At 45.9% G+C, this 18959-nt stretch carries 17 protein-coding genes and 5 tRNA genes; 9 read left to right on the top strand and 13 right to left on the bottom strand.

The features are described 5' to 3' along the window. Positions 1-75: 75 nt before the first annotated feature. The 3 genes from BR62_RS0106675 (at position 76) to BR62_RS0106665 (ending at position 2098) form a co-directional block, all read left to right on the top strand. Entirely contained in the window at positions 76-480 is a 405-nt protein-coding gene (locus BR62_RS0106675) for a CidA/LrgA family holin-like protein (protein WP_032870192.1), read from the top strand. After that, entirely contained in the window at positions 450-1142 is a 693-nt protein-coding gene (locus BR62_RS0106670) for an LrgB family protein (RefSeq protein WP_032870190.1), read from the top strand. Before BR62_RS0106675 ends, BR62_RS0106670 begins: the two co-directional genes overlap by 31 nt. Positions 1143-1252: 110 nt before the next feature. Then, positions 1253-2098 (top strand): aldo/keto reductase, encoded by an 846-nt coding sequence (locus BR62_RS0106665; protein WP_081111618.1) that lies wholly within the window; start codon positions 1253-1255, stop codon positions 2096-2098. 52 nt (positions 2099-2150) lie between these two features. Here the strand turns inward: BR62_RS0106665 and BR62_RS0106660 are convergent, their stop codons facing one another. Next, positions 2151-3317, bottom strand: coding sequence for a DUF4885 family protein (locus BR62_RS0106660; protein ID WP_032870188.1), 1167 nt, complete (start codon positions 3315-3317; stop codon positions 2151-2153). A gap of 101 nt (positions 3318-3418) precedes the next feature. Between BR62_RS0106660 and BR62_RS0106655 the strand changes: the two genes are divergently transcribed. Beyond that, a complete protein-coding gene (locus BR62_RS0106655) occupies positions 3419-4333 on the top strand; it encodes a hypothetical protein (protein ID WP_050498176.1) in 915 nt (304 codons plus the stop codon). Between the two features lie 175 nt (positions 4334-4508). Here BR62_RS0106655 and BR62_RS0106650 read toward each other — a convergent pair whose 3' ends face one another. From BR62_RS0106650 to BR62_RS0106595, 12 genes are all read right to left on the bottom strand, one after another. Continuing rightward, complete coding sequence (locus tag BR62_RS0106650; RefSeq protein ID WP_032870186.1) at positions 4509-5408, bottom strand: hypothetical protein; 900 nt, start codon at positions 5406-5408, stop codon at positions 4509-4511. 697 nt (positions 5409-6105) lie between these two features. Beyond that, a complete protein-coding gene (gene glmS / locus BR62_RS0106645) occupies positions 6106-7908 on the bottom strand; it encodes a glutamine--fructose-6-phosphate transaminase (isomerizing) (RefSeq protein ID WP_007609074.1) in 1803 nt (600 codons plus the stop codon). Between the two features lie 431 nt (positions 7909-8339). Next, positions 8340-9686 (bottom strand): phosphoglucosamine mutase, encoded by a 1347-nt coding sequence (glmM, locus tag BR62_RS0106640; RefSeq protein ID WP_007408011.1) that lies wholly within the window; start codon positions 9684-9686, stop codon positions 8340-8342. Positions 9687-9703: 17 nt separating this feature from the next. Further along, positions 9704-11143 (bottom strand): CdaR family protein, encoded by a 1440-nt coding sequence (locus tag BR62_RS0106635; RefSeq protein WP_021495334.1) that lies wholly within the window; start codon positions 11141-11143, stop codon positions 9704-9706. Then, on the bottom strand, positions 11136-11957 hold the full coding sequence (gene cdaA, locus BR62_RS0106630; protein WP_003156763.1) for a diadenylate cyclase CdaA: 822 nt from the start codon (positions 11955-11957) through the stop codon (positions 11136-11138). Before cdaA ends, BR62_RS0106635 begins: the two co-directional genes overlap by 8 nt. 166 nt (positions 11958-12123) lie before the next feature. Next, positions 12124-12750, bottom strand: a complete 627-nt coding sequence (gene rsiW / locus BR62_RS0106625) for an anti-sigma-W factor RsiW (RefSeq protein ID WP_007408013.1) — start codon at positions 12748-12750, stop codon at positions 12124-12126. Between the two features lie 13 nt (positions 12751-12763). After that, positions 12764-13327: an RNA polymerase sigma factor SigW gene (gene sigW, locus BR62_RS0106620; protein ID WP_003156766.1), complete on the bottom strand. Its 564-nt coding sequence runs from the start codon at positions 13325-13327 to the stop codon at positions 12764-12766. Between the two features lie 230 nt (positions 13328-13557). Next, a tRNA-Gln gene (locus BR62_RS0106615) sits at positions 13558-13629 on the bottom strand. A 4-nt stretch (positions 13630-13633) separates the two neighbouring features. Beyond that, a tRNA-Tyr gene (locus BR62_RS0106610) sits at positions 13634-13718 on the bottom strand. A 19-nt stretch (positions 13719-13737) separates the two neighbouring features. Continuing rightward, positions 13738-13810, bottom strand: a tRNA-Thr gene (locus BR62_RS0106605). A 5-nt stretch (positions 13811-13815) separates the two neighbouring features. After that, positions 13816-13891 (bottom strand) — tRNA-Val (locus BR62_RS0106600). A 3-nt stretch (positions 13892-13894) separates the two neighbouring features. Next, positions 13895-13966: transfer RNA gene (locus BR62_RS0106595), tRNA-Glu, on the bottom strand. A 180-nt stretch (positions 13967-14146) separates the two neighbouring features. Here BR62_RS0106595 and BR62_RS0106590 point away from each other — a divergent pair. The 5 genes from BR62_RS0106590 (at position 14147) to pbp4b (ending at position 18921) form a co-directional block, all read left to right on the top strand. Continuing rightward, entirely contained in the window at positions 14147-14599 is a 453-nt protein-coding gene (locus BR62_RS0106590; protein WP_007408014.1) for a 2-thiouracil desulfurase family protein, read from the top strand. A gap of 18 nt (positions 14600-14617) precedes the next feature. Further along, positions 14618-15094 (top strand): GNAT family N-acetyltransferase, encoded by a 477-nt coding sequence (locus BR62_RS0106585; protein WP_015239057.1) that lies wholly within the window; start codon positions 14618-14620, stop codon positions 15092-15094. A 99-nt stretch (positions 15095-15193) separates the two neighbouring features. Further along, on the top strand, positions 15194-16123 hold the full coding sequence (gene murQ, locus BR62_RS0106580) for an N-acetylmuramic acid 6-phosphate etherase (RefSeq protein ID WP_032870183.1): 930 nt from the start codon (positions 15194-15196) through the stop codon (positions 16121-16123). A 128-nt stretch (positions 16124-16251) separates the two neighbouring features. Beyond that, positions 16252-17619, top strand: coding sequence for a PTS transporter subunit EIIC (locus BR62_RS0106575; RefSeq protein ID WP_032870181.1), 1368 nt, complete (start codon positions 16252-16254; stop codon positions 17617-17619). 18 nt (positions 17620-17637) lie between these two features. Next, on the top strand, positions 17638-18921 hold the full coding sequence (gene pbp4b, locus BR62_RS0106570) for a penicillin binding protein PBP4B (RefSeq protein WP_032867250.1): 1284 nt from the start codon (positions 17638-17640) through the stop codon (positions 18919-18921). The last annotated feature ends 38 nt before the right edge of the window (positions 18922-18959 follow it).

Raw genomic sequence — 18959 nt, 5'->3', positions numbered from 1 at the left:
TGCACAAAAAGTAAAGAAACATATCGAAGCAACAAGAAAGGGGGAAGCTGCTCTTCTCCAAAGAACAGCATTGTCGTGAAAGTCATACGCATCATCTTGCAAATCATTATTTTATTCGCATTTTCCTTTATCGGGGGAGCCGTTCAGCAGTGCTTTCACCTGCCCATTCCCGGAAGTATCATCGGTTTGATCCTGCTGATCATATGTTTATCGGTTAAGATCATTCCCGTCAAAATGATTGAAGACGGAGCCGGATTTTTGCTGTCTTTTCTTCCGCTGTTATTCATTCCGGCCATGACGGGCGTCATCAATTACCCGTCACTGTTTTCCGCCAGCGGGGCTGCTCTGTTTCTAATCATCGTGCTGAGCACCATCGTCACAATGATCGCCGCAGGGTACGCCAGCCAGCTGTTAGAGCACAAAGCCAATCAGAGAAAGGAGAAAAAGAAGTGCAGCAAGCATGTATCGCAATCCTTATAATTTTGTTCACGGCCGCCGCCTATCTGGCTATGGTGAAAATATATGTGCGCTTTCCATATCCCTTTCTCATACCGGTTTTGACGACTACGATTTTCATTATCGCCGTGCTGCTTGTTTTTCATATTTCGTATAAAGACTATATGATCGGCGGACAATGGATCAATTCACTGCTCGGCCCCGCCGTAGTGGCGTTGGCATACCCGCTTTATAAGCAGCGCCGGGTGTTAATCAAGTATATGTTTCCGATCATCGGCGGCGTGTTGGCCGGTTTATTCTCCGGAATGGTCAGCGGCCTGCTATTTGCAGAGCTGTTCGGCATCAGCCGGAGTTTGATTTTGTCAATTATCCCAAAATCAATTACGACGCCTGTCGCCATACAGATTGCGTCCGGTATTGGCGGTGTCCCTTCCATGACAGTCGTGTTCGTCATGATCGCAGGGTTTTCCGGCGTTATCTTAGGACCGCTGCTTCTCAAGTGGATCCGCATTCGCAGCTCACTCGGGAAAGGAATTGCATTCGGGAGCGCTTCCCATGCGCTCGGCACCTCAAAAGCAATGGAGTACGGAGAATTAACGGTCTCCATGAGCTCTGTTTCCATGACGCTCTGCGCCGTGTTAGGGTCGGTCTTCGGCCCCGTCGTAGCATGGATGTTTCAAATTTAAAGCTGGCGGTTCTCCGTCAGCTTTTTTCATGTGCGGATCATCTCATTTCCTTCCATTATTAAGTTTCATTTGAAAAAATAATGGTAAAGTAGAAAACAAGGAGGGATTTAATGATGACTGGAGCAATTCCGCAAAAGAAACTGCTGGATGGGACAAGCATTCCCGCGATCGGCTTCGGTACATACGCTCTTAACGGAAACAACGGCGTTCATGCCATTACCAGCGCCATTGATATCGGCTACCGTCTGATTGACACCGCTTATAACTATGAAAATGAAGGATCGGTCGGAGAAGCCATCAAGAGAAGCTCTGTTCCGAGAGAACAGCTATACGTGACGTCCAAGCTGCCCGGGCGCTACCATGACTATGACAAAGCTGTACAAACCATCCAAGAATCTTTATACCGCGCCGGTCTGGACTACTATGACCTGTATCTCGTCCATTGGCCGAATCCGAAACAAGACCGCTACACGGAAGCATGGCAGGCACTGATTGATGCAAAAGAATGGGGCCTGATCCGATCCATCGGCGTCTGCAATTTCCTGCCTGAGCATATCGAACGGCTCGAACGTGAAACCGGCGTAAAGCCAGGCATCAACCAAATTGAACTGCATCCCGCTTTTAATCAGCAGCAGCAGCGCCAATGGCACGAAGAACAGGGCATCGTGACAGAATCATGGAGTCCGTTATCCCGCGCCGGCGAAGTATTGAACGATCAAAAACTCGGACGGATTGCGGACAAATACGGCAAAACCATTTCTCAAGTCATTTTACGCTGGCATATCCAGCTGGGCGCCATCCCGATTCCAAAATCAGCATCGCCCGAGCGCCAGCTTGAAAACATCTCCGTTTTTGATTTCTCCCTTGATGAAAACGACATGAGCATTATCGACTCGCTTACCCGCCCCGACGGACGCATAAACGGCCAAGACCCGGCGGAGTATGAGGAGTTTTAAGTAAACGCATAAAGAAAAGCTGACGGCATCATTCGTCAGCTTTTTTCTCATTTTATATACGCACACCCAGCTCCCGTTTCCATTCAGAAAGCCAATCTGTATCCCCAGATCCGTATTGCCTGCTTTGGCCGACATCACGCAGAGATCCGTTTTTATACTCAATGGACAGAACCAAATCAGGAATTGCATCATAACCCGTTCTCGCAAGCTTCGTGAGCCCCTGTCCGTAATGGGCGGCCGCTTCTGCCGCCGTATGTCTCAACAAAGGATCTTGCTGCAGCGCTTCCTTATAGACGTCTAAAAGGTCGCGTCCGTCTTCTGTGACGTACTTTCCGTCCACGATCTGCAAGTCTTTCAGATGATAGCCGGTCACCTCATACATTTCCCGAACGACTTGATATTTCTCATATGTTTCCGGCGTAAACTGCGAGGAGTCATCACTCCGGCTGCGAATGATGTGCGCAAACAGCTCTTTGCTGTTTTCCCCGGAGTTTAAGACGGCTTCAATCTGCTGAGTGAGATCTTTATCGTCAGTCCCGCTCACTTTTAACAGATAATCAATCGGTGATATCGTAAATGTAAGATTCGCACCCTCCGGAATCTGAATATGATTCCGATGAAAAAGCATATCTATCTGCTGATTCACCTGCGCCCGCTGAAACACCCTTTCATTTTCGACTTGAATCTCTCCGTTGAGCGTTTCACCCCGAAACGCCGCATCACGGAAATCATAGCTTTGGGCTTTCCCCTTAAACAGCCATTCCGTTTCATTATGATAAGCGGCCTGACGCTCCGATTCTGATAAATCACTTCTGAAATAAGGTGAATCGGCACGCTGGTATTTGTCCTTAATATAATGCAAAGGATCTGGTTTTCGTTTATTGATTTCATTGATACGGCTGTATTTCTCATCAAGAATCTTGCTCGCAATATCACTCTCAGACTCATACGGATTATTAGCGTCTATTACCGTCTCATATCCATTATCCGTAATCGTTTTCTGATTTGCAGATTGATATAAACGGGACAGGCTGCTCCCTTTCTCAGTGACACCGCTCCTTGAATAATTCACCTGGCTCAGATCGCGGGTCCCGCCTGCCTGAATCAATAAGCTGTCCGGCCCTTTTGCCGCATCTTTCACATTTGTTTTGGAAGAATACCGCTGAAGCACTTGCTGAGCCATTACTTGATTTTTTATATAACGAGCGTTTAGGCGCATGTTTTTAACCTCCGCTTGAGATGATGTTCTAGTGTTTGTATCGGCTGTTTCCCAGTTGATTTTAACCTAAAATAACAAATGTTTACATCATGAGGGTTTTTATGTATGATGTAGTCAAAAAGGAGGAATTTTCCACGAAAAAGTATATATCTATACTATTTGTCAGTGCAATCTTATTATCAGACGTATTGTTTGCACCTTCAGCCTCAGCCTCTGCGTCTCAAAAGAACTCATCACAAATAAGCGCTATTACAGGAAATCACTCATTTGAAACTGCCAATCCAGTAGGCTACTGGAAATATAAAAATATTGATACAGCCATATTGCCAAAAGGGGAAAAGGATTCGTATTTCACTTTCACGGCAAATAAGGGAGAAAGACTTTATGTCAGGAGTTCAACAAGAAGTGAATACAAGGGAATGGACATTGAAATTTATAATAAAAATAAAGTACTGATCAGTAAAGGCACAGAAGTGATAAATCCTGATACGGCGCTACCTTTTATCTATGCAAATACAGATGCGAAAGAAAATAACGAGACGTTCTACGTGAAAGTGTCCCGCGGCTCCTACACTGACGATATGTACTTTACACTCTCTATTTACGACCGAATCAAATCCGGCAGTGAGACCTTCTCATTCAGCGGTACAGCTGAAAATAAAGGGAACACAAGCCTCAGTCCGAATGGATCAGATTCAACTGTTCTTAGACTCGACTTAACCAAACAGACAAGCATTCCAAGAGACGCCACAGTGAAAAGAATCAACACCACCGCAACCCAAACACCAAGCCAAGGAAATACAAGCCACTACATCATGTCGGAAGAAAATAAAGTGTGGCACCGTGCACTTGCAAACAGCTCCACTCAAGGGAATTACGGTATTACACTGGATGATAACCTCTCAGCGGCAAGCATCTGGAATTTTAAATACAACACACTTGCAACAGCTAAATCGACTATGAAAAATGTAAAATTGAAGATTGATTATAAGTACGATGTGACAACGCAGTTTTAATTAGAAGAACAGCCGCCCATTGGGCGGGCGGCTGTCCTTTTTGAATTAAAACGAGGTTTATTTATTAATTTGGACTTTATTAAACAAAAGTATAGACTCATAAGTGATTACAATAGTGACTCATGATTTTTCATTTCAAAAAAACCGTACTAGTTGATATTAATTTTATTCACATTTAATCAGCTTTCTCTGATTTAGACAATGATGACTGATATCCTTTTATAAAGGTATTCATCAGAATTATGGATTTACTAGCAAAATACTCATCATTTTCACCTTCAACTTTTAACTTATGCAATGTACCTAAAGCTCTGTAAAACATTAATATAAACAAATATATACATGTGTTCACCTCATGTATAGTTCTACTTGAATATCTAGTGATTTTACCAAATAAGCTTAATGCTAAATTCTCCTCGCCATTTATTCTTTTAACCATTGCTCCTAAAATCGGATATGGATAAGTGTTATGTAATATTTCTGAATAGAATTTATATATTTGTTTTCTATTTTTATTCAATTCATCTTTAATTGACTGAGGTAGCTCTGTAGCATTTTCAATTTCATTCAATTTATTCCTAATTTTGTATGGTCTAAAATATTTTTCATATTTGTCGTCTTGAATATACATCCGTAACCACTCTTCATCATATATTAAGACTAATGTTAACCATGACATCTCAGCTAAATTTCTAAAGAGTACCCTTGCTTGATAGTCTAAACCCCTTTCTATTAGTTTTGATATTCCTATCAGTCCATTCGTTAATTGTGTAAGTAAACCCTGAAATGTTTGATTTATTCTTTCATATTCTTCTTTTGTCCAGTTACCAGCAATAAAGTGGTCATGTTCACCAATCCAAAAAATTAAGGTTCCTATACACTTCATTCCTACATCTATCAAAGATAACTCTTCACTAAAAAAAACCTTTTCTTTATCAATCTCATCGTTAATTGATTTTAAATCAGCCTCTAGGTGTTCAAAGTCAACTAATTTAACATCTTTATTTAACTCTTTATTGAATTTTTTTATTTCATCCTCAAGAATATTTAATAATTTTTCGCTAACTAAGTTCATTACCTCACCTACCGCAAATTAATACTATTACCCTTTATTTCAAAGAATTAGCTGTATAAATTAACTTTATAAACTCGTCTGCTAACTTCCGCACACAACTTTGGTTACGTACAGTTGCCCACTTCATTTTTCGTTCAAGTATAGGAATCATATATTACAATCTTAAAATTAATTATCCAAAACTTATCTTGATGTCTATTTGATAACTTTTCACTTTTAAGTTTTATTTCACAACTTAAAAGTTATCTTCTAAATCCTTTATCAAAGCTTCATCGGATGTGACAATCGGTATATAATCCCTGCACTTTTACTCGTAATCCTTCAAATTACTAACTTTACTGCTACTCATATCACAGTATTAGCATTTCGAATACCTTGACTTGAATTGTTTCTACTATTATCCTATTTTTTTATCAAAAACAATGATTAAGTTTCAGTACATAGATCATCTCCAAGTTCAATTGATTTAGGTTTTATCCTTAATACCCCAATTTTTCCAGTCTTGAATTATCTGTCAGCACTATATATGCTACAGATGCAATTTTTTCTTACTTTTCAACATAGATATCGAGACCCTTGATCTTCATTGATATTCCGCTAATGCTGAAACAGAAGCACTTTTTATTTCATTGGAAAATATTGTTTTTCTTATGGACATAAAAACCCCTCTGGCTAATAACCAAAGGGGTTAAATATATTATTCCACAGTCACACTCTTCGCAAGGTTGCGCGGTTTATCAACGTCACAGCCGCGGTGCAGTGCAGCGTAGTAAGCGATCAGCTGCAATGGCACAACAGATACCAGCGGAGCAAGCGCAGGGTTGACTTCCGGCAGGATGAATCTGTCGTCTGCGTCTTCTAAGCCTTTCAGCGAGATGATGCAAGTGTTGGCGCCGCGGGCTGCGACTTCCTTCACGTTTCCGCGGATGCTCAGGTTGACGTGTTCTTGTGTCGCCAGTGCAAAGACCGGTGTTCCTTCTTCAATCAGAGCGATTGTTCCGTGCTTCAGCTCGCCGCCGGCGAAGCCTTCCGCCTGGATGTAAGAAATCTCTTTCAGCTTCAGGGCGCCTTCGACACACACGAAGTAGTCAAGGCCGCGGCCGATGAAGAAAGCGTTTCTTGAAACAGTCAGGTACTCACGCGCGATCATTTCCATTTCGTCCTTCTGGTCGCAGAGGGCTTCCATGGCGTTTGCCGCGATACCTAATTCTTTGACTAAATCAAAACCGATATCAACGCCGTTGCGTTCTGCTGCAACGGACGCAACGATCGCAAGCACGGCAATCTGAGCCGTATACGCTTTTGTTGATGCAACCGCGATCTCAGGGCCTGCGTGCAGAAGCAATGTGTAATCCGCTTCACGGGAAAGCGTTGATCCCGGAACGTTTGTGATTGTCAGCGCTTTGTGACCCAGCGCTTTGACTTGAACAAGCACGGCGCGGCTGTCCGCTGTTTCTCCGCTTTGAGAAAGGAAGATAAAGAGCGGCTTCTTAGACAGAAGCGGCATGTTGTAAGAGAATTCACTCGCTACATGCACTTCAACCGGTACGTTTGCCCACATTTCAATATATTGTTTCCCGACAAGACCGGCATGGTAGCTCGTTCCGCAAGCCACGATATAAATGCGGTCCGCTTCCGCCACGGCGTCAGCGACATCGCCGGCCACGGCCAGTCTGCCGTTTTCGTCCTGATACGTTTGGATGATTTTGCGCATAACAAGCGGCTGCTCATCCGTTTCTTTTAACATGTAGTGAGGGTATGTGCCTTTTTCGATATCACTGGCGTCAAGCTCAGCGATATAAGACGCACGTGTCATGACTTCACCGTCAAGGTTTTTAATCACGGCTTCGTCTTTTGTCACGATCACCATTTCTTTGTCCAAAAGCTCAACGTATTCATTCGTTACTTGAAGCATAGCCATCGCGTCAGATGCCACGACGTTAAACGTATCTCCAAGGCCGATTAACAGAGGGCTTTTGTTTTTTGCAACGTAAATGGTGTCTGTGTTTTCACCGTCAAATAATGCAATTGCGTAAGAGCCTTTTAACAGAGTCAGTGTTTTGCGGAACGCTTCTTCTGTGCTAAGTCCTCCCGCCACAAATTGCTCGATCATTTGAACGACTACTTCAGTGTCCGTGTCGCTTTTCAGTTCAACGTTTTCAAGATATTCGCGCTTCAGCTGAACATAGTTCTCGATCACACCGTTGTGAACAAGTGTAAAGCGGCCGAGTGCGCTTTGATGCGGGTGAGCGTTCAGGAAGCTTGGTTCGCCGTGAGTCGCCCAACGTGTATGGCCGATTCCCGCTTGAGATTCAACCGTGTGATCCACCACTTCACGAAGGTCGGCGATGCGGCCTTTTTCTTTGTACACATGCACGCCCTGCTCATTCGCCACAGCGATACCGGCAGAGTCATAACCGCGGTACTCAAGCTTCTCTAATCCTTTTAACAAAATCTCTTTCGCATCAAGCTGACCGATATAACCTACAATTCCACACATTTTTTCTTCCTCCTAAAGGTGCAAAAGGAGACGAAGAAAGTCAAATTACAAGGGGACTTTCAATCGTCCCCTCCCACATGTTTTTTTGGAAGATCATGTGATTTCTCTTTGTTCGGAGAGTCGCCCCTCCGGTTTGAAGAAATCCTTACGGCTGTGATCTAAATGAATCAGCCGGGAGGCATCCGCCGAAAATTCGATAACCTCCATCCTCGTCAACTAAGCCGTTTTTCGGGCGCTTAGTTCGGGCGCTGTAATTATAAAAGATGCAAACAATCCCGCCTTTCCTGCAAGTGAAAAACAAAGGCTGAACAAGCTTGATTTTACAGCATGTGCCAAGGACGGTCAATTATTTTTTGCCGCCCCGGCATCATGTTTACTATCATATTATGCTGATCGCACTTGTCTTGTTCGCTCTCTGCTTATAAACTTCGCTACTCCGCTCCCATTTCTGTCCGCACGACATCCACGATTTTTGTGACATATTCGTCACAAAGCTCTTTTGTTCTCGCTTCGGCCATCACGCGGACGAGCGGTTCGGTGCCTGATGGGCGCACTAAAATCCGGCCGTCTCCGTTCATTTCTTTTTCCACTTCAGAAATAACGGCCTTCACCTTAGCGTTTTCTTCTACCTTATATTTATCCGTCACTTTCACGTTCACTAAGAGCTGCGGGAATTTTTTCATTTCATCCGCAAGTTCTGAAAGAGTTTTGCCGGACGCCTTCAGCGTATTCACAAGCATGATCGCGGACAAAAGACCGTCGCCGGTAGTGTTGTAATCAAGGAAAATAAGGTGCCCTGACTGCTCGCCGCCGACATTATAGCCGTCTTTTTTCATCGCTTCTACGACATAGCGGTCGCCGACTGCCGTTTGAACGCTTTTGATTTCTTCTTTTTCAAGCGCTTTGTAAAAACCGAGGTTGCTCATCACAGTCGATACGACGGTATCATCCTTCAGACGGCCCTCTGATTTCAAATACTTCGCGCATATGTACATAATCTGATCACCGTCGACGATGTTTCCTTTTTCATCAACAGCAATGAGGCGGTCGCCGTCTCCGTCAAACGCAAGGCCGATATCGGCGTTTTTTTCTTTGACGAAAGCACTCAGCGCTTCCGGGTGTGTAGACCCGACGCCATCATTAATGTTTAATCCGTTCGGAGACGTCCCCATTGTAGATACGTCAGCATCGAGATCGGCAAAAAGGTGCGTCGCAATGGATGATGTCGCACCATGGGCGCAGTCAAGCGCTACATGAATGCCTGTGAAATCTTCGTCCGCCGTCTGCTTTAAAAATTGCAGATACTTTTGAACGCCTTCAAAATAATCGTTTACAAGCCCGAGGTCCGCGCCTGTCGGTCTCGGCAGCTTATCTTCCGGTTCATCCATGAGACGTTCAATCTCGGCCTCCTGCTCATCAGAAAGCTTAAAGCCGTCCCCTCCGAAAAATTTAATTCCGTTATCCTGTACGGGGTTGTGAGAAGCGGAGATCATGACGCCCGCCTCAGCATCCATGGCTTTCGTTAAATAGGATACCCCCGGCGTAGAAATAACGCCGAGGCGCATCACTTCAGCTCCGATCGATAAAAGTCCGGCGACAAGGGCTCCCTCCAGCATATGTCCGGAGATACGTGTATCACGGCCGATCAGCACTTTCGGGCGCTGCTTATCTTTGGTCAGGACATAACCGCCAAAACGCCCAACTTTAAAGGCCAGCTCTGGCGTAAGCTCGCTGTTGGCAACACCTCTTACACCATCTGTTCCAAAATACTTGCCCATTTTGTATCGCTCCTTTTTCATTCTGTTGAAGAAGAATCAGCGCTTGATCCGTCTTCATCCTGGTCTTGATTTTGATCCTGGTTTTGACTTTTATTCTGATCGCTGTCAGTGTCGTCTTCCCGGTTCTTGTTCTTGTCTTTGTCTGCGTCTCCGCTTGTGCCGTTCTTATTGCCGGAATCAGCGGAGCCGCCGTTATTTTTATTTGAACTTGTGTTTTTCTTAGAAGTCAGCTTGATCTTAACCGTGTCTTTTGACAGGGACCATGTGACGTTTTGCGGGCCGTTTACTTCAAGCTTTACAGAGTGCTCTCCGTCATCCAGGTCTGAGACATTGGCATACAGTTCAATGTCCGACTTTTTCAGCGCCTTAATGTTGGCGGGAGAGCCTTTGGCCGTAATATTTATCGCCTGCGATTCAGGATCGAGAAACTCAATCTGCTGTGAGCCTCCCAGTCCGACCGTCTTGATTCCGACATTGTCAAAATCCTTTTTGTCTTCACTGTCCACTTTAACATGAAGCGTGATTTTTTCCGGTGATACCTTGGTGACACCCTTAGGAAGCGGGATATCGGCATTGATATCGGTATCTTTATCAATTTTGCCTAAATCAAGAGATACGCCGTCAATAAATTCAAGTGAATCCAGCACATCCTGCGGGCCGTAAACCGTCACCTCACTCGGATTCGAGTCAATGCTCGCAACGCTCACCCCGTCCGGAAGACTTCCCTTCCTTTCGATTTTGAAAGGAAGCTTTTTGCTCGGACTGGCTACGGGAACCGTCACTTTAATGACTGACGGTTCAACATCAACAGGAAGTGCGTTGCCGTCTTTGTCATAGACGGTCACCTTCACTTCCTTTTCAATGGTCTCATTTGCATTTTCTAGGTTCACGGATGCTTTGACAAGTGAAATGTTATCAATCACATTTTTCGAACCTGTAATCTGCACGTTTTTCGGGCTGATAATCGGCTGCTGAGGGGTATATCCCTTTTTCATTTTGCTTTTATTGTAGTATTCAACTTCCACGGGAAAACTCTCAGCCGTTTTTTCCTGAATCGTAACCGTCGTGACTGACGGGTTAATGGAGATCGTCAGTCCGTCCGATACGTTTTTCGCCTTCAATTCGACCTTATGAGTCCCGGTCTTCAGCTTATTCATATCGGCGTATATCTCAAAATTCTTCGTCTGTCTCGCCTTTTTCACCGCGCTTGTCGAGCCTTTAATCGTGACATTTACGGTCTGGGGCACGCCGGTGACGACATAGTTCGCTTCATCATAGTATGCTTTTACAGGAATATCAGTAAGCGTAGCCTCGTCAGTCGTTGATGTCGGAAAAAAGGATTCCCCCGGCTTTTTCGGAGTCGGCGCCTGGTTGTTGTTAACCGCAACGTAAAGCAGCAGCGCAAAGAGCAATGCAATGATCTTTACAGCCCAGCGGTTGTTTAAGAATTTATCCATTTTTCTTGCCCCTCCAGTACCAGCGGTTAGAAGAAGTATCTCTGGCGTTCTTCTTAAACTCGGCTTCAAGCATTTCTTTCAGTGCTTCTTCCGTCAATTCTCTGTGAAGGTCTCCGTTTTTGGCCACACTGATGGCGCCCGTCTCTTCAGATACAATAATGGTTAAGCTGTCCGTCACTTCACTGATGCCGACAGCCGCTCTGTGACGCGTCCCCAGCTCCTTTGAAATAAACGGGCTTTCAGAAAGCGGCAGATAACAGGCAGCCGCCGCAATCTCGTTATTTTTCATAATGACCGCTCCATCATGCAGCGGTGTATTCGGGATGAAGATATTAATCAAAAGCTCCGAGCTGACCTGCGCATTAAGCGGGATGCCCGTCTCAATATAATCGCCCATTCCCGTATCGCGCTCAATGGCGATGAGTGCGCCGATGCGGCGTTTCGCCATGTAGCTGATCGATTTTGTAATCGCTTCAATTGTCTTATGCTGCGCTTCCTCCACGGGGGTTCCGCTCCTGGAAAAGAACCGGCCCCGTCCGAGCTGTTCAAGCGCCCGTCTCAGCTCAGGCTGGAATATAATGATGATCGCTAAAAATCCCCATGTTATCGCTTGGTCCATCAGCCACTGAAGCGTGCTGAGTCCCAAATATGAACTGGCCATCCGGACCAATACGATGACGACGATTCCTTTTAAAAGCTGAACCGCCTTCGTCCCGCGTATGACCATGATTAATTTATATATCACATACCAAACAAGGAGAATATCAACGGCATTGCCGAGGTATTGCAAAAATGGGATGTCCTCAAAAGCCATTTCCTCGTCCTCCAAGAATTCAGTCATTTCGTTTTTCTGTTATGAATTGTGCTGCATGAGCAATATGTACATCATATAGCGTGCTCATTATACCACATTTTGATTTCTCAAGTGAAATGAGCCAGCGCGGCGATGCACAAAAAAAAGAGTAAAGCGATTATACGCTTTACTCATCTTCACTCGGGTCCAAAGCGCTTACGACGCCCTGGCCCGCCGATTTCAGTTCGTACCAGACCCAGTCAAACAATTGGTTAATCTCTTCAATCTGCCCGGTGACTTGTCCGGCTGAGGCCATGTATTTTTCTCCGTTGACGACGGTCACATTGCCGTCGACTTTTCCTTCAATGAACAGCTTGCCGTTTTTTACTGTGACATCGCCCTTTACGGTCTCGCCTTCAGGGACGGTGACCGTGTGATTCTGCACGACAAGGTTCGGCTGTTTGGACACACTGAAATTGTGGTCATTATGCCAGCTGTTGAAAAAACCGCCGCCCATTAAAATCACAAAAACCGCTGCGGCTGCAATCATCGGATGAGTTTTGATCCATCGTTTTACAGAAGCGCGTTTTTTCTCTTTTGGAAGATTCGCCATAACTTTGGCAGTAAAATCAGCAGGGGCTGTGACATGCGATGTGCTTCGGACGAGTGCTATGGATTTCTCCATTTCATGAAAATGCCGTTTGCAATTCCCGCATGACTGCAAATGTTGTTTTAATACGTTTTCATCTTCAGGAAGGATATCTCCATCAAGATGCTTATGCATAAGCTGCACGATCTGTTCAGGACAGCTCATTTCATCACCCCACTTAAAGATCCCTCAATTGTTTTCTAAGAGCCTCTCTGCCTCTGTGTATCCTTGTCTTGACGGTGCCGACAGGGATATTCAGAATCTCCCCGATTTCAATTAAAGAGAGTTCGTCAATATACTTTAATACAATAACCGTTCTGTACTTGTCAGGCAGCTTTAAAATCTTTTTCTGAATTGTGTCCGACAGCTCCAATGACAATACGGCGTCTTCAGGGAGAACCCCGTCCGCGGCGATCTGCGAATACATCGTCAGCCCTTCTGCTCCCGCTACTTCTGCGTCCAGATAGTAATCAGGCTTTTTCTTGCGGATGCGGTCAATGGTCAGGTTGGTCGCAATTCTGTAAAGCCACGTCGAAAACTTTCTGTTGATATCGAAACTGTCGATATTGACATACGCTCTGATAAAAGCTTCCTGCGCAATATCTTCCGCTTCGTGAACATTGCCGAGCATGCGGTAGCAAAGCTGGTAAATCTTATCTTTATAAAGGTCAACGATTTCTGCAAACGCATTTTGATCGCCTTTTTTGACTTGCTTGATTCTTTTTTTAATCAGGTTTTCCATGTTTTATCTTACCTCTGCCCTTCACCGGTCTGTATCTATACGTTGATTGTTTTAAAAGGTTTCATTTTTTTTATACATTTATTTTACCAAATTTCAGGCAGGGTGTAGATGGAAAATACAGAATATACTGCCTTAACAGCAGCTTAAAAATAGTATATCTGATGAACAATCAGAAATCGAAACAAAATGCTGATAAAAAAAAGACACCTTTATGCAAAAGGTGTCTAAGACTGGGCTAGCTGGATTCGAACCAACGCATGACGGAGTCAAAGTCCGTTGCCTTACCGCTTGGCTATAGCCCAAAAATGGTGGAGGGGGGCAGATTCGAACTGCCGAACCCTGAGGGAGCGGATTTACAGTCCGCCGCGTTTAGCCACTTCGCTACCCCTCCGTATTTTTTTGAAAAACAGTGCCGGCCAGAGGACTTGAACCCCCAACCTACTGATTACAAGTCAGTTGCTCTACCAATTGAGCTAGGCCGGCAAATATGGTGGAGGATGACGGGCTCGAACCGCCGACCCTCTGCTTGTAAGGCAGATGCTCTCCCAGCTGAGCTAATCCTCCATATGACCCGTACGGGATTCGAACCCGTGTTACCGCCGTGAAAGGGCGGTGTCTTAACCGCTTGACCAACGGGCCGTTATGTCCGCGTCGAGCTGACAAAAGTTATTATATACAGGTTGTACCCCATTTGTAAAGAGGAAAATTATTTTTTTTATTTTCAAACTTTTTTACCCGTTTTTTAACTGAAAAACTCATCCCTCCTCTCTTATTTCATTTATGATGAAAGTATCAAAATATTGAAGGGAATGGACACAGATGATCTTAGTCAGCTCTTGTCTCGGCGGTATCGAATGCAGGTATAACGGCTCTCACGCCGCTTCGGAAAAAATCCGCAGACTCGTAGAAGAAAAGAAAGCTGTTATGGTCTGCCCCGAACTTTTGGGCGGCTTCACCACTCCCCGCGAACCGGCGGAAATCATCGGCGGCACGGGCGAAGACGTGCTGAACGGAACAGCAAGAATCGTAACGGCATCAGGCGAAGACGTTACGGCTTTATATATGGACGGCGCGGAAAAAACATTAGCATACGCAAAAGAAATAGGCGCCGCCACGGTCATCCTTAAAGAAAACAGTCCGTCCTGCGGCAGCAGCTTTATCTATGACGGCACTTTCTCAGGAAAAAAAATAATCGGAGACGGCATCACTTCCGCTCTTTTAAAACGGGCAGGCTGCCGTGTTCTATCAGAAGATGAATTGGATCAATTATAAAAAAGGAGAGTAGATATCATGGATGTAGCCCTGTCCTTTTATAAACCGGAGCATGCAGACGGGCTGAACGGGTTTGTGCTGAGTGAAGAAGATAAAAAGTTCACAGCTCTCCCGAAGGATGTACTGCCGCAGGCTCTTGTCATCCGGGATCGCTACCCGACAGTCATTTTAAAAGAAGACCGCCCCGTCGGTTTTTTTATTTTACATACCTCAAAAGAAACCATTGCCCCATATTCGAACAATGTGTCTGCCATTTTGCTGAGTGCGCTGTCCTTACATGCGCCGCATCAGGGAAAAGGTTATGCCAAACAAGCGATGCTGCAGCTCCCCGCTTTTGTCGCAAATTACTTTCCTTGGTGTGATGAAATCGTGCTTGCTGTAAACCATCGCAATCATCGTGCAAAGAACCTGTACCGGTCTTCCGGTTTTATTGATAAAGGTCGTCGCAGGATCGGCCCCATCGGCGAACAGCACATTCTGCATCATTTTTTGTGAAAGCGCTTGATTATCCATCTCATCCCTGCCGATTTTTCTTGAAACATCTATTCAGAAGCCCATATACTTCAAGTATTAACGACTTGGGAGGGTACAATCATGACAGACCGGCTTAACATTCACAGATTGACCACAGAAACCAGAAATCCGCAGACCGCTTCAATCCATCAAGCAAACACGATGGAAATTCTCCGCATCATTAACCAAGAGGATTTCAAAGTGGCTGAAGCCGTTCAGCAGGTGCTGCCCGATATTCAGATTGCCGTTCAATTCGCCCATCAGTCCTTACGGCGAAACGGCAGGCTGATTTATGCGGGAGCGGGCACAAGCGGCAGACTCGGTGTACTGGATGCGGTTGAATGCCCGCCTACATACAGCGTAAGTCCCGACACTGTCATCGGTCTGATGGCCGGAGGAGCAGACGCCTTTTTGCAAGCGGCTGAAGGTATAGAAGACAGCGAGGAAACCGGCGCTCTCGATCTCAAAACGATCGGGCTTACCGCAGAAGACACCGTGATCGCCATCGCGGCAAGCGGGCGCACGCCGTATGCGGCCGGTGCGCTGAAATACGCAAAAACAATCGGCGCCAAAACCGTCGCGCTCACATGCAATAAACACTCATTGATCAGCACTTATGCCGATCACAGCATTGAAGTCGTCGTCGGCCCCGAAGTGATTACAGGGTCAACACGAATGAAAGCGGCGACGGCACATAAAATGATTCTGAACATGATTTCCACGGCCGTGATGATCAAAAGCGGCAAAGTGTACGAAAATTTAATGGTGGACGTTCATGTCAGCAACGAAAAATTGAAAGAACGCGCAATCGGCATTATTCAAAGCATCACGGGCGTTCCGTACGACAAGGCAAAAGAAACGCTTGAGGCCGCAGGCAGCCATGTCAAAACGGCAATCGTCATGCTGAAGACGAATTCAGACGAAACACACGCGAAGGCACTGCTCAAAGAAGCAGACGGCTTCATTGACAAAGCCATTGAACAGCACGTTTCAAAAGAAAAAGAACGCTGATCGTTCTTTGGTGAAAAATAATGTGCTTTTATGAGCCCGCGCCGTTTTCATGATCGGCGCAGGCGCTTTTAGGACGCGTTTCAGGCACAGCTCTCCGGGAAAAATCATACGGACAAAGGAGGATCTCCATGAGCAAAGAGGCATTTTATCAGTCACTGGCCAAAGATATCCTGGACAATTGCGGCGGTTCATCGAATATTTCAGGCTTTACCCACTGTATGACACGCCTGAGGATTACACCTTTAGATCGGGACAAAACGGATATTGAGGCGCTGAAACGGCTTGACGGGGTAATAGGCGTCGTCGAAGCCGAAACACTGCAGATCATTCTCGGCACGGGTGTCGTCAATCATGTCGCCGACGCTTTCGCAAAACTTATGTCATCCGGAAAAAACATTGATTTAAAAGAAGCCGCCTCACGGAAAAAAGCCGATCTCAACAGAAAAAACACCACACCCATCAGACTGTTTCTGAGAAAAATATCAAGCATCTTCATCCCCCTTATTCCCGCACTCATTGCATCAGGTTTAATCACCGGTATTACGAAAGCCGTCATTCAGGCCGGCTGGCTCCCGAAAGAATCCCAAATCGCACTTATTTTAACGGTTATCGGTTCAGGCTTATTCGCATACCTCGGCGTCCTTGTCGGCATCAATGCGGCGAAGGAATTCGGCGGTACACCCGCGATGGGCGGCCTTGCGGGCATATTGATCCTTAACCCTGAGATCGCCAATATTAGTTTATTCGGAGAGAATCTGCTCCCTGGCAGGGGAGGATTAATCGGCGTTCTTTTCGCTGCGGTTTTTATCGCTTATACCGAACGGTTTATCAGAAAGTACGTCCATCAATCCATCGACATTATCGTCACGCCTACATTGTCTTTACTTATCACCGGGCTGGTGACATATGTCGTTTTTATCCCTGCAGGCGGTTTTATTTCTGATCTGATTACATCAGGTTTATTGTCGCTGCTGAATGTCGGGGGAGTGCTCTCAGGGTTTGTACTGGGAGCTGCCTTCCTGCCGCTTGTCGTCACCGGCCTGCATCAGGGCTTGACTCCCGTACATTTGGAGTTAATCCGATCAATCGGAGATGACCCGCTTCTTCCGATTCTCGCGATGGGAGGCGCGGGTCAGGTAGGGGCGGCGTTCGCCATCTTTATGAAAACAAAAAAAGCCTCATTGAAAAGAGCGATCGGCGGAGGACTTCCATCCGGTCTGCTCGGAATCGGAGAGCCGCTCATCTTCGGCGTCACGCTCCCGCTCGGCCGGCCGTTTTTGACGGCGTGTTTAGGGGCGGGAATCGGCGGCGCCTTTCAAGCCCATTTTCAGGTGGCTACTTTTTCAATCGGTGTCTCCGGCCTTCCGCTCTCGTTTCTCGTACAGCCGGCTCAAATCGTTTTGTATATCATCGGTCTCTTCATCTCTTACGCGGCGGGCTTTGTCTTCACTTATGCGTTCGGATTTAAGGATGACATGGCTGCTGAATTTGAATAAACCGGGAGGGATCTGAATATGAAAACACTGACAGCCGCCATACTCACAATGGTCATCAGCCTCTCTTTTCTGCCGCAGCACAAAGCCGAAGCCCAATCCAAATTATACGACGCAGCAAAGCTCAGAAAGGTTGATCAAATGATTGAAAAAGACATTGCAGCAGGATTCCCCGGAGCCGTCCTCGTCGTCGTAAAGGACGGACGGGTGATCAAAAAGAAAGCATACGGCTACAGCAAAAAATATGACGGGAACACCCTTTTATCCCGTCCGAAAAAAATGAAAACATCAACCATGTTTGATCTAGCTTCCAATACAAAAATGTACGCGGCGAATTTTGCATTACAGCGACTCGTCAGCCAGGGAAAGCTTGATGTGTATCAAAAAGTCTCGGCTTACCTTCCTGATTTCAAAGACAGAAAAAGCGATCCGATTCATGAAAAAGACCGCATTCGCGTCATCGATGTGCTCCAGCATCAATCCGGTCTGCCGGCAAGCTTTTATTTCTATCAGCCGGACACCGCAGGCCCTTTGTATTCACAAGAACGGGATAAAACGATCCGTTTTCTCACTCAAATCCCGCTTGCATACAAACCGGGAACAAAACACGTATACAGCGATATCGGTTACATGCTTCTCGGCTGCATCATTGAAAACATAACCGGAAAAACCCTTGATGCCTATGCGGAACAAGAACTGTACAAACCGCTGAAACTGACGCACACACTGTTCAATCCGCTGCAAAAAGGCTTTAAAGAAAAATCATTCGCAGCTACTGAACGTTTAGGCAACACACGTGACGGAGTCATCCATTTTCCTCACATCAGGACGTATACGCTGCAGGGGGAAGTTCACGATGAAAAAGCATTTTACTCAATGGGAGGGGTGTCCGGCCACGCCGGGCTGTTTTCCAGAGCTGATGACATGGCCGTCCTTCTTCAAGTCATGCTGAACGGCGGCAGTTATAAACACGTTTCTCTCTTCAATAAAAGAACGGCCGATTTGTTCACAACGGCGGCATCCTCTGATCCGACTTTCGCTCTCGGCTGGCGGAAAAACGGCAGCCCGGATATGGAGTGGATGTTCGGCCCTTATGCAAGCAGGCAGGCATACGGCCATACGGGATGGACCGGCACCGTCACGATTATTGATCCCGCTTATAAGCTGGGGATCGCACTTTTGACCAATAAAAAGCATTCCCCCGTCGTCAGTCCCGGTGAAAACCCGAATGTTTTTGAAGGGGATCGTTTTCCGACCGGAAGCTACGGCAGCGTCATAAAAACGATTTATGAAGCCATTGAATGACAACCCATGTCTTTTGTCCAAACTATGAAGGCAGGAGG

The sequence above is a fragment of the Bacillus sp. UNC69MF genome (genome assembly GCF_000746035.1).
Taxonomy (GTDB): domain Bacteria; phylum Bacillota; class Bacilli; order Bacillales; family Bacillaceae; genus Bacillus; species Bacillus velezensis.
Note: the sequence above shows the minus strand (reverse complement) of the source record. Positions and strands in the feature narration are given on the sequence as shown.

Coding starts and splice junctions, on each gene's coding strand:
- murQ (WP_032870183.1), top strand. CDS start 15,194: ATGACAGACCGGCTTAACATTCACAGATTGACCACAGAAACCAGAAAT.
- sigW (WP_003156766.1), bottom strand. CDS start 13,327: ATGGAAAACCTGATTAAAAAAAGAATCAAGCAAGTCAAAAAAGGCGAT.
- BR62_RS0106655 (WP_050498176.1), top strand. CDS start 3,419: ATGTATGATGTAGTCAAAAAGGAGGAATTTTCCACGAAAAAGTATATA.
- pbp4b (WP_032867250.1), top strand. CDS start 17,638: ATGAAAACACTGACAGCCGCCATACTCACAATGGTCATCAGCCTCTCT.
- BR62_RS0106585 (WP_015239057.1), top strand. CDS start 14,618: ATGGATGTAGCCCTGTCCTTTTATAAACCGGAGCATGCAGACGGGCTG.
- BR62_RS0106590 (WP_007408014.1), top strand. CDS start 14,147: ATGATCTTAGTCAGCTCTTGTCTCGGCGGTATCGAATGCAGGTATAAC.
- BR62_RS0106665 (WP_081111618.1), top strand. CDS start 1,253: ATGATGACTGGAGCAATTCCGCAAAAGAAACTGCTGGATGGGACAAGC.
- rsiW (WP_007408013.1), bottom strand. CDS start 12,750: ATGAGCTGTCCTGAACAGATCGTGCAGCTTATGCATAAGCATCTTGAT.
- glmS (WP_007609074.1), bottom strand. CDS start 7,908: ATGTGTGGAATTGTAGGTTATATCGGTCAGCTTGATGCGAAAGAGATT.
- BR62_RS0106650 (WP_032870186.1), bottom strand. CDS start 5,408: ATGAACTTAGTTAGCGAAAAATTATTAAATATTCTTGAGGATGAAATA.
- cdaA (WP_003156763.1), bottom strand. CDS start 11,957: ATGGCTTTTGAGGACATCCCATTTTTGCAATACCTCGGCAATGCCGTT.
- BR62_RS0106635 (WP_021495334.1), bottom strand. CDS start 11,143: ATGGATAAATTCTTAAACAACCGCTGGGCTGTAAAGATCATTGCATTG.
- glmM (WP_007408011.1), bottom strand. CDS start 9,686: ATGGGCAAGTATTTTGGAACAGATGGTGTAAGAGGTGTTGCCAACAGC.
- BR62_RS0106660 (WP_032870188.1), bottom strand. CDS start 3,317: ATGCGCCTAAACGCTCGTTATATAAAAAATCAAGTAATGGCTCAGCAA.
- BR62_RS0106575 (WP_032870181.1), top strand. CDS start 16,252: ATGAGCAAAGAGGCATTTTATCAGTCACTGGCCAAAGATATCCTGGAC.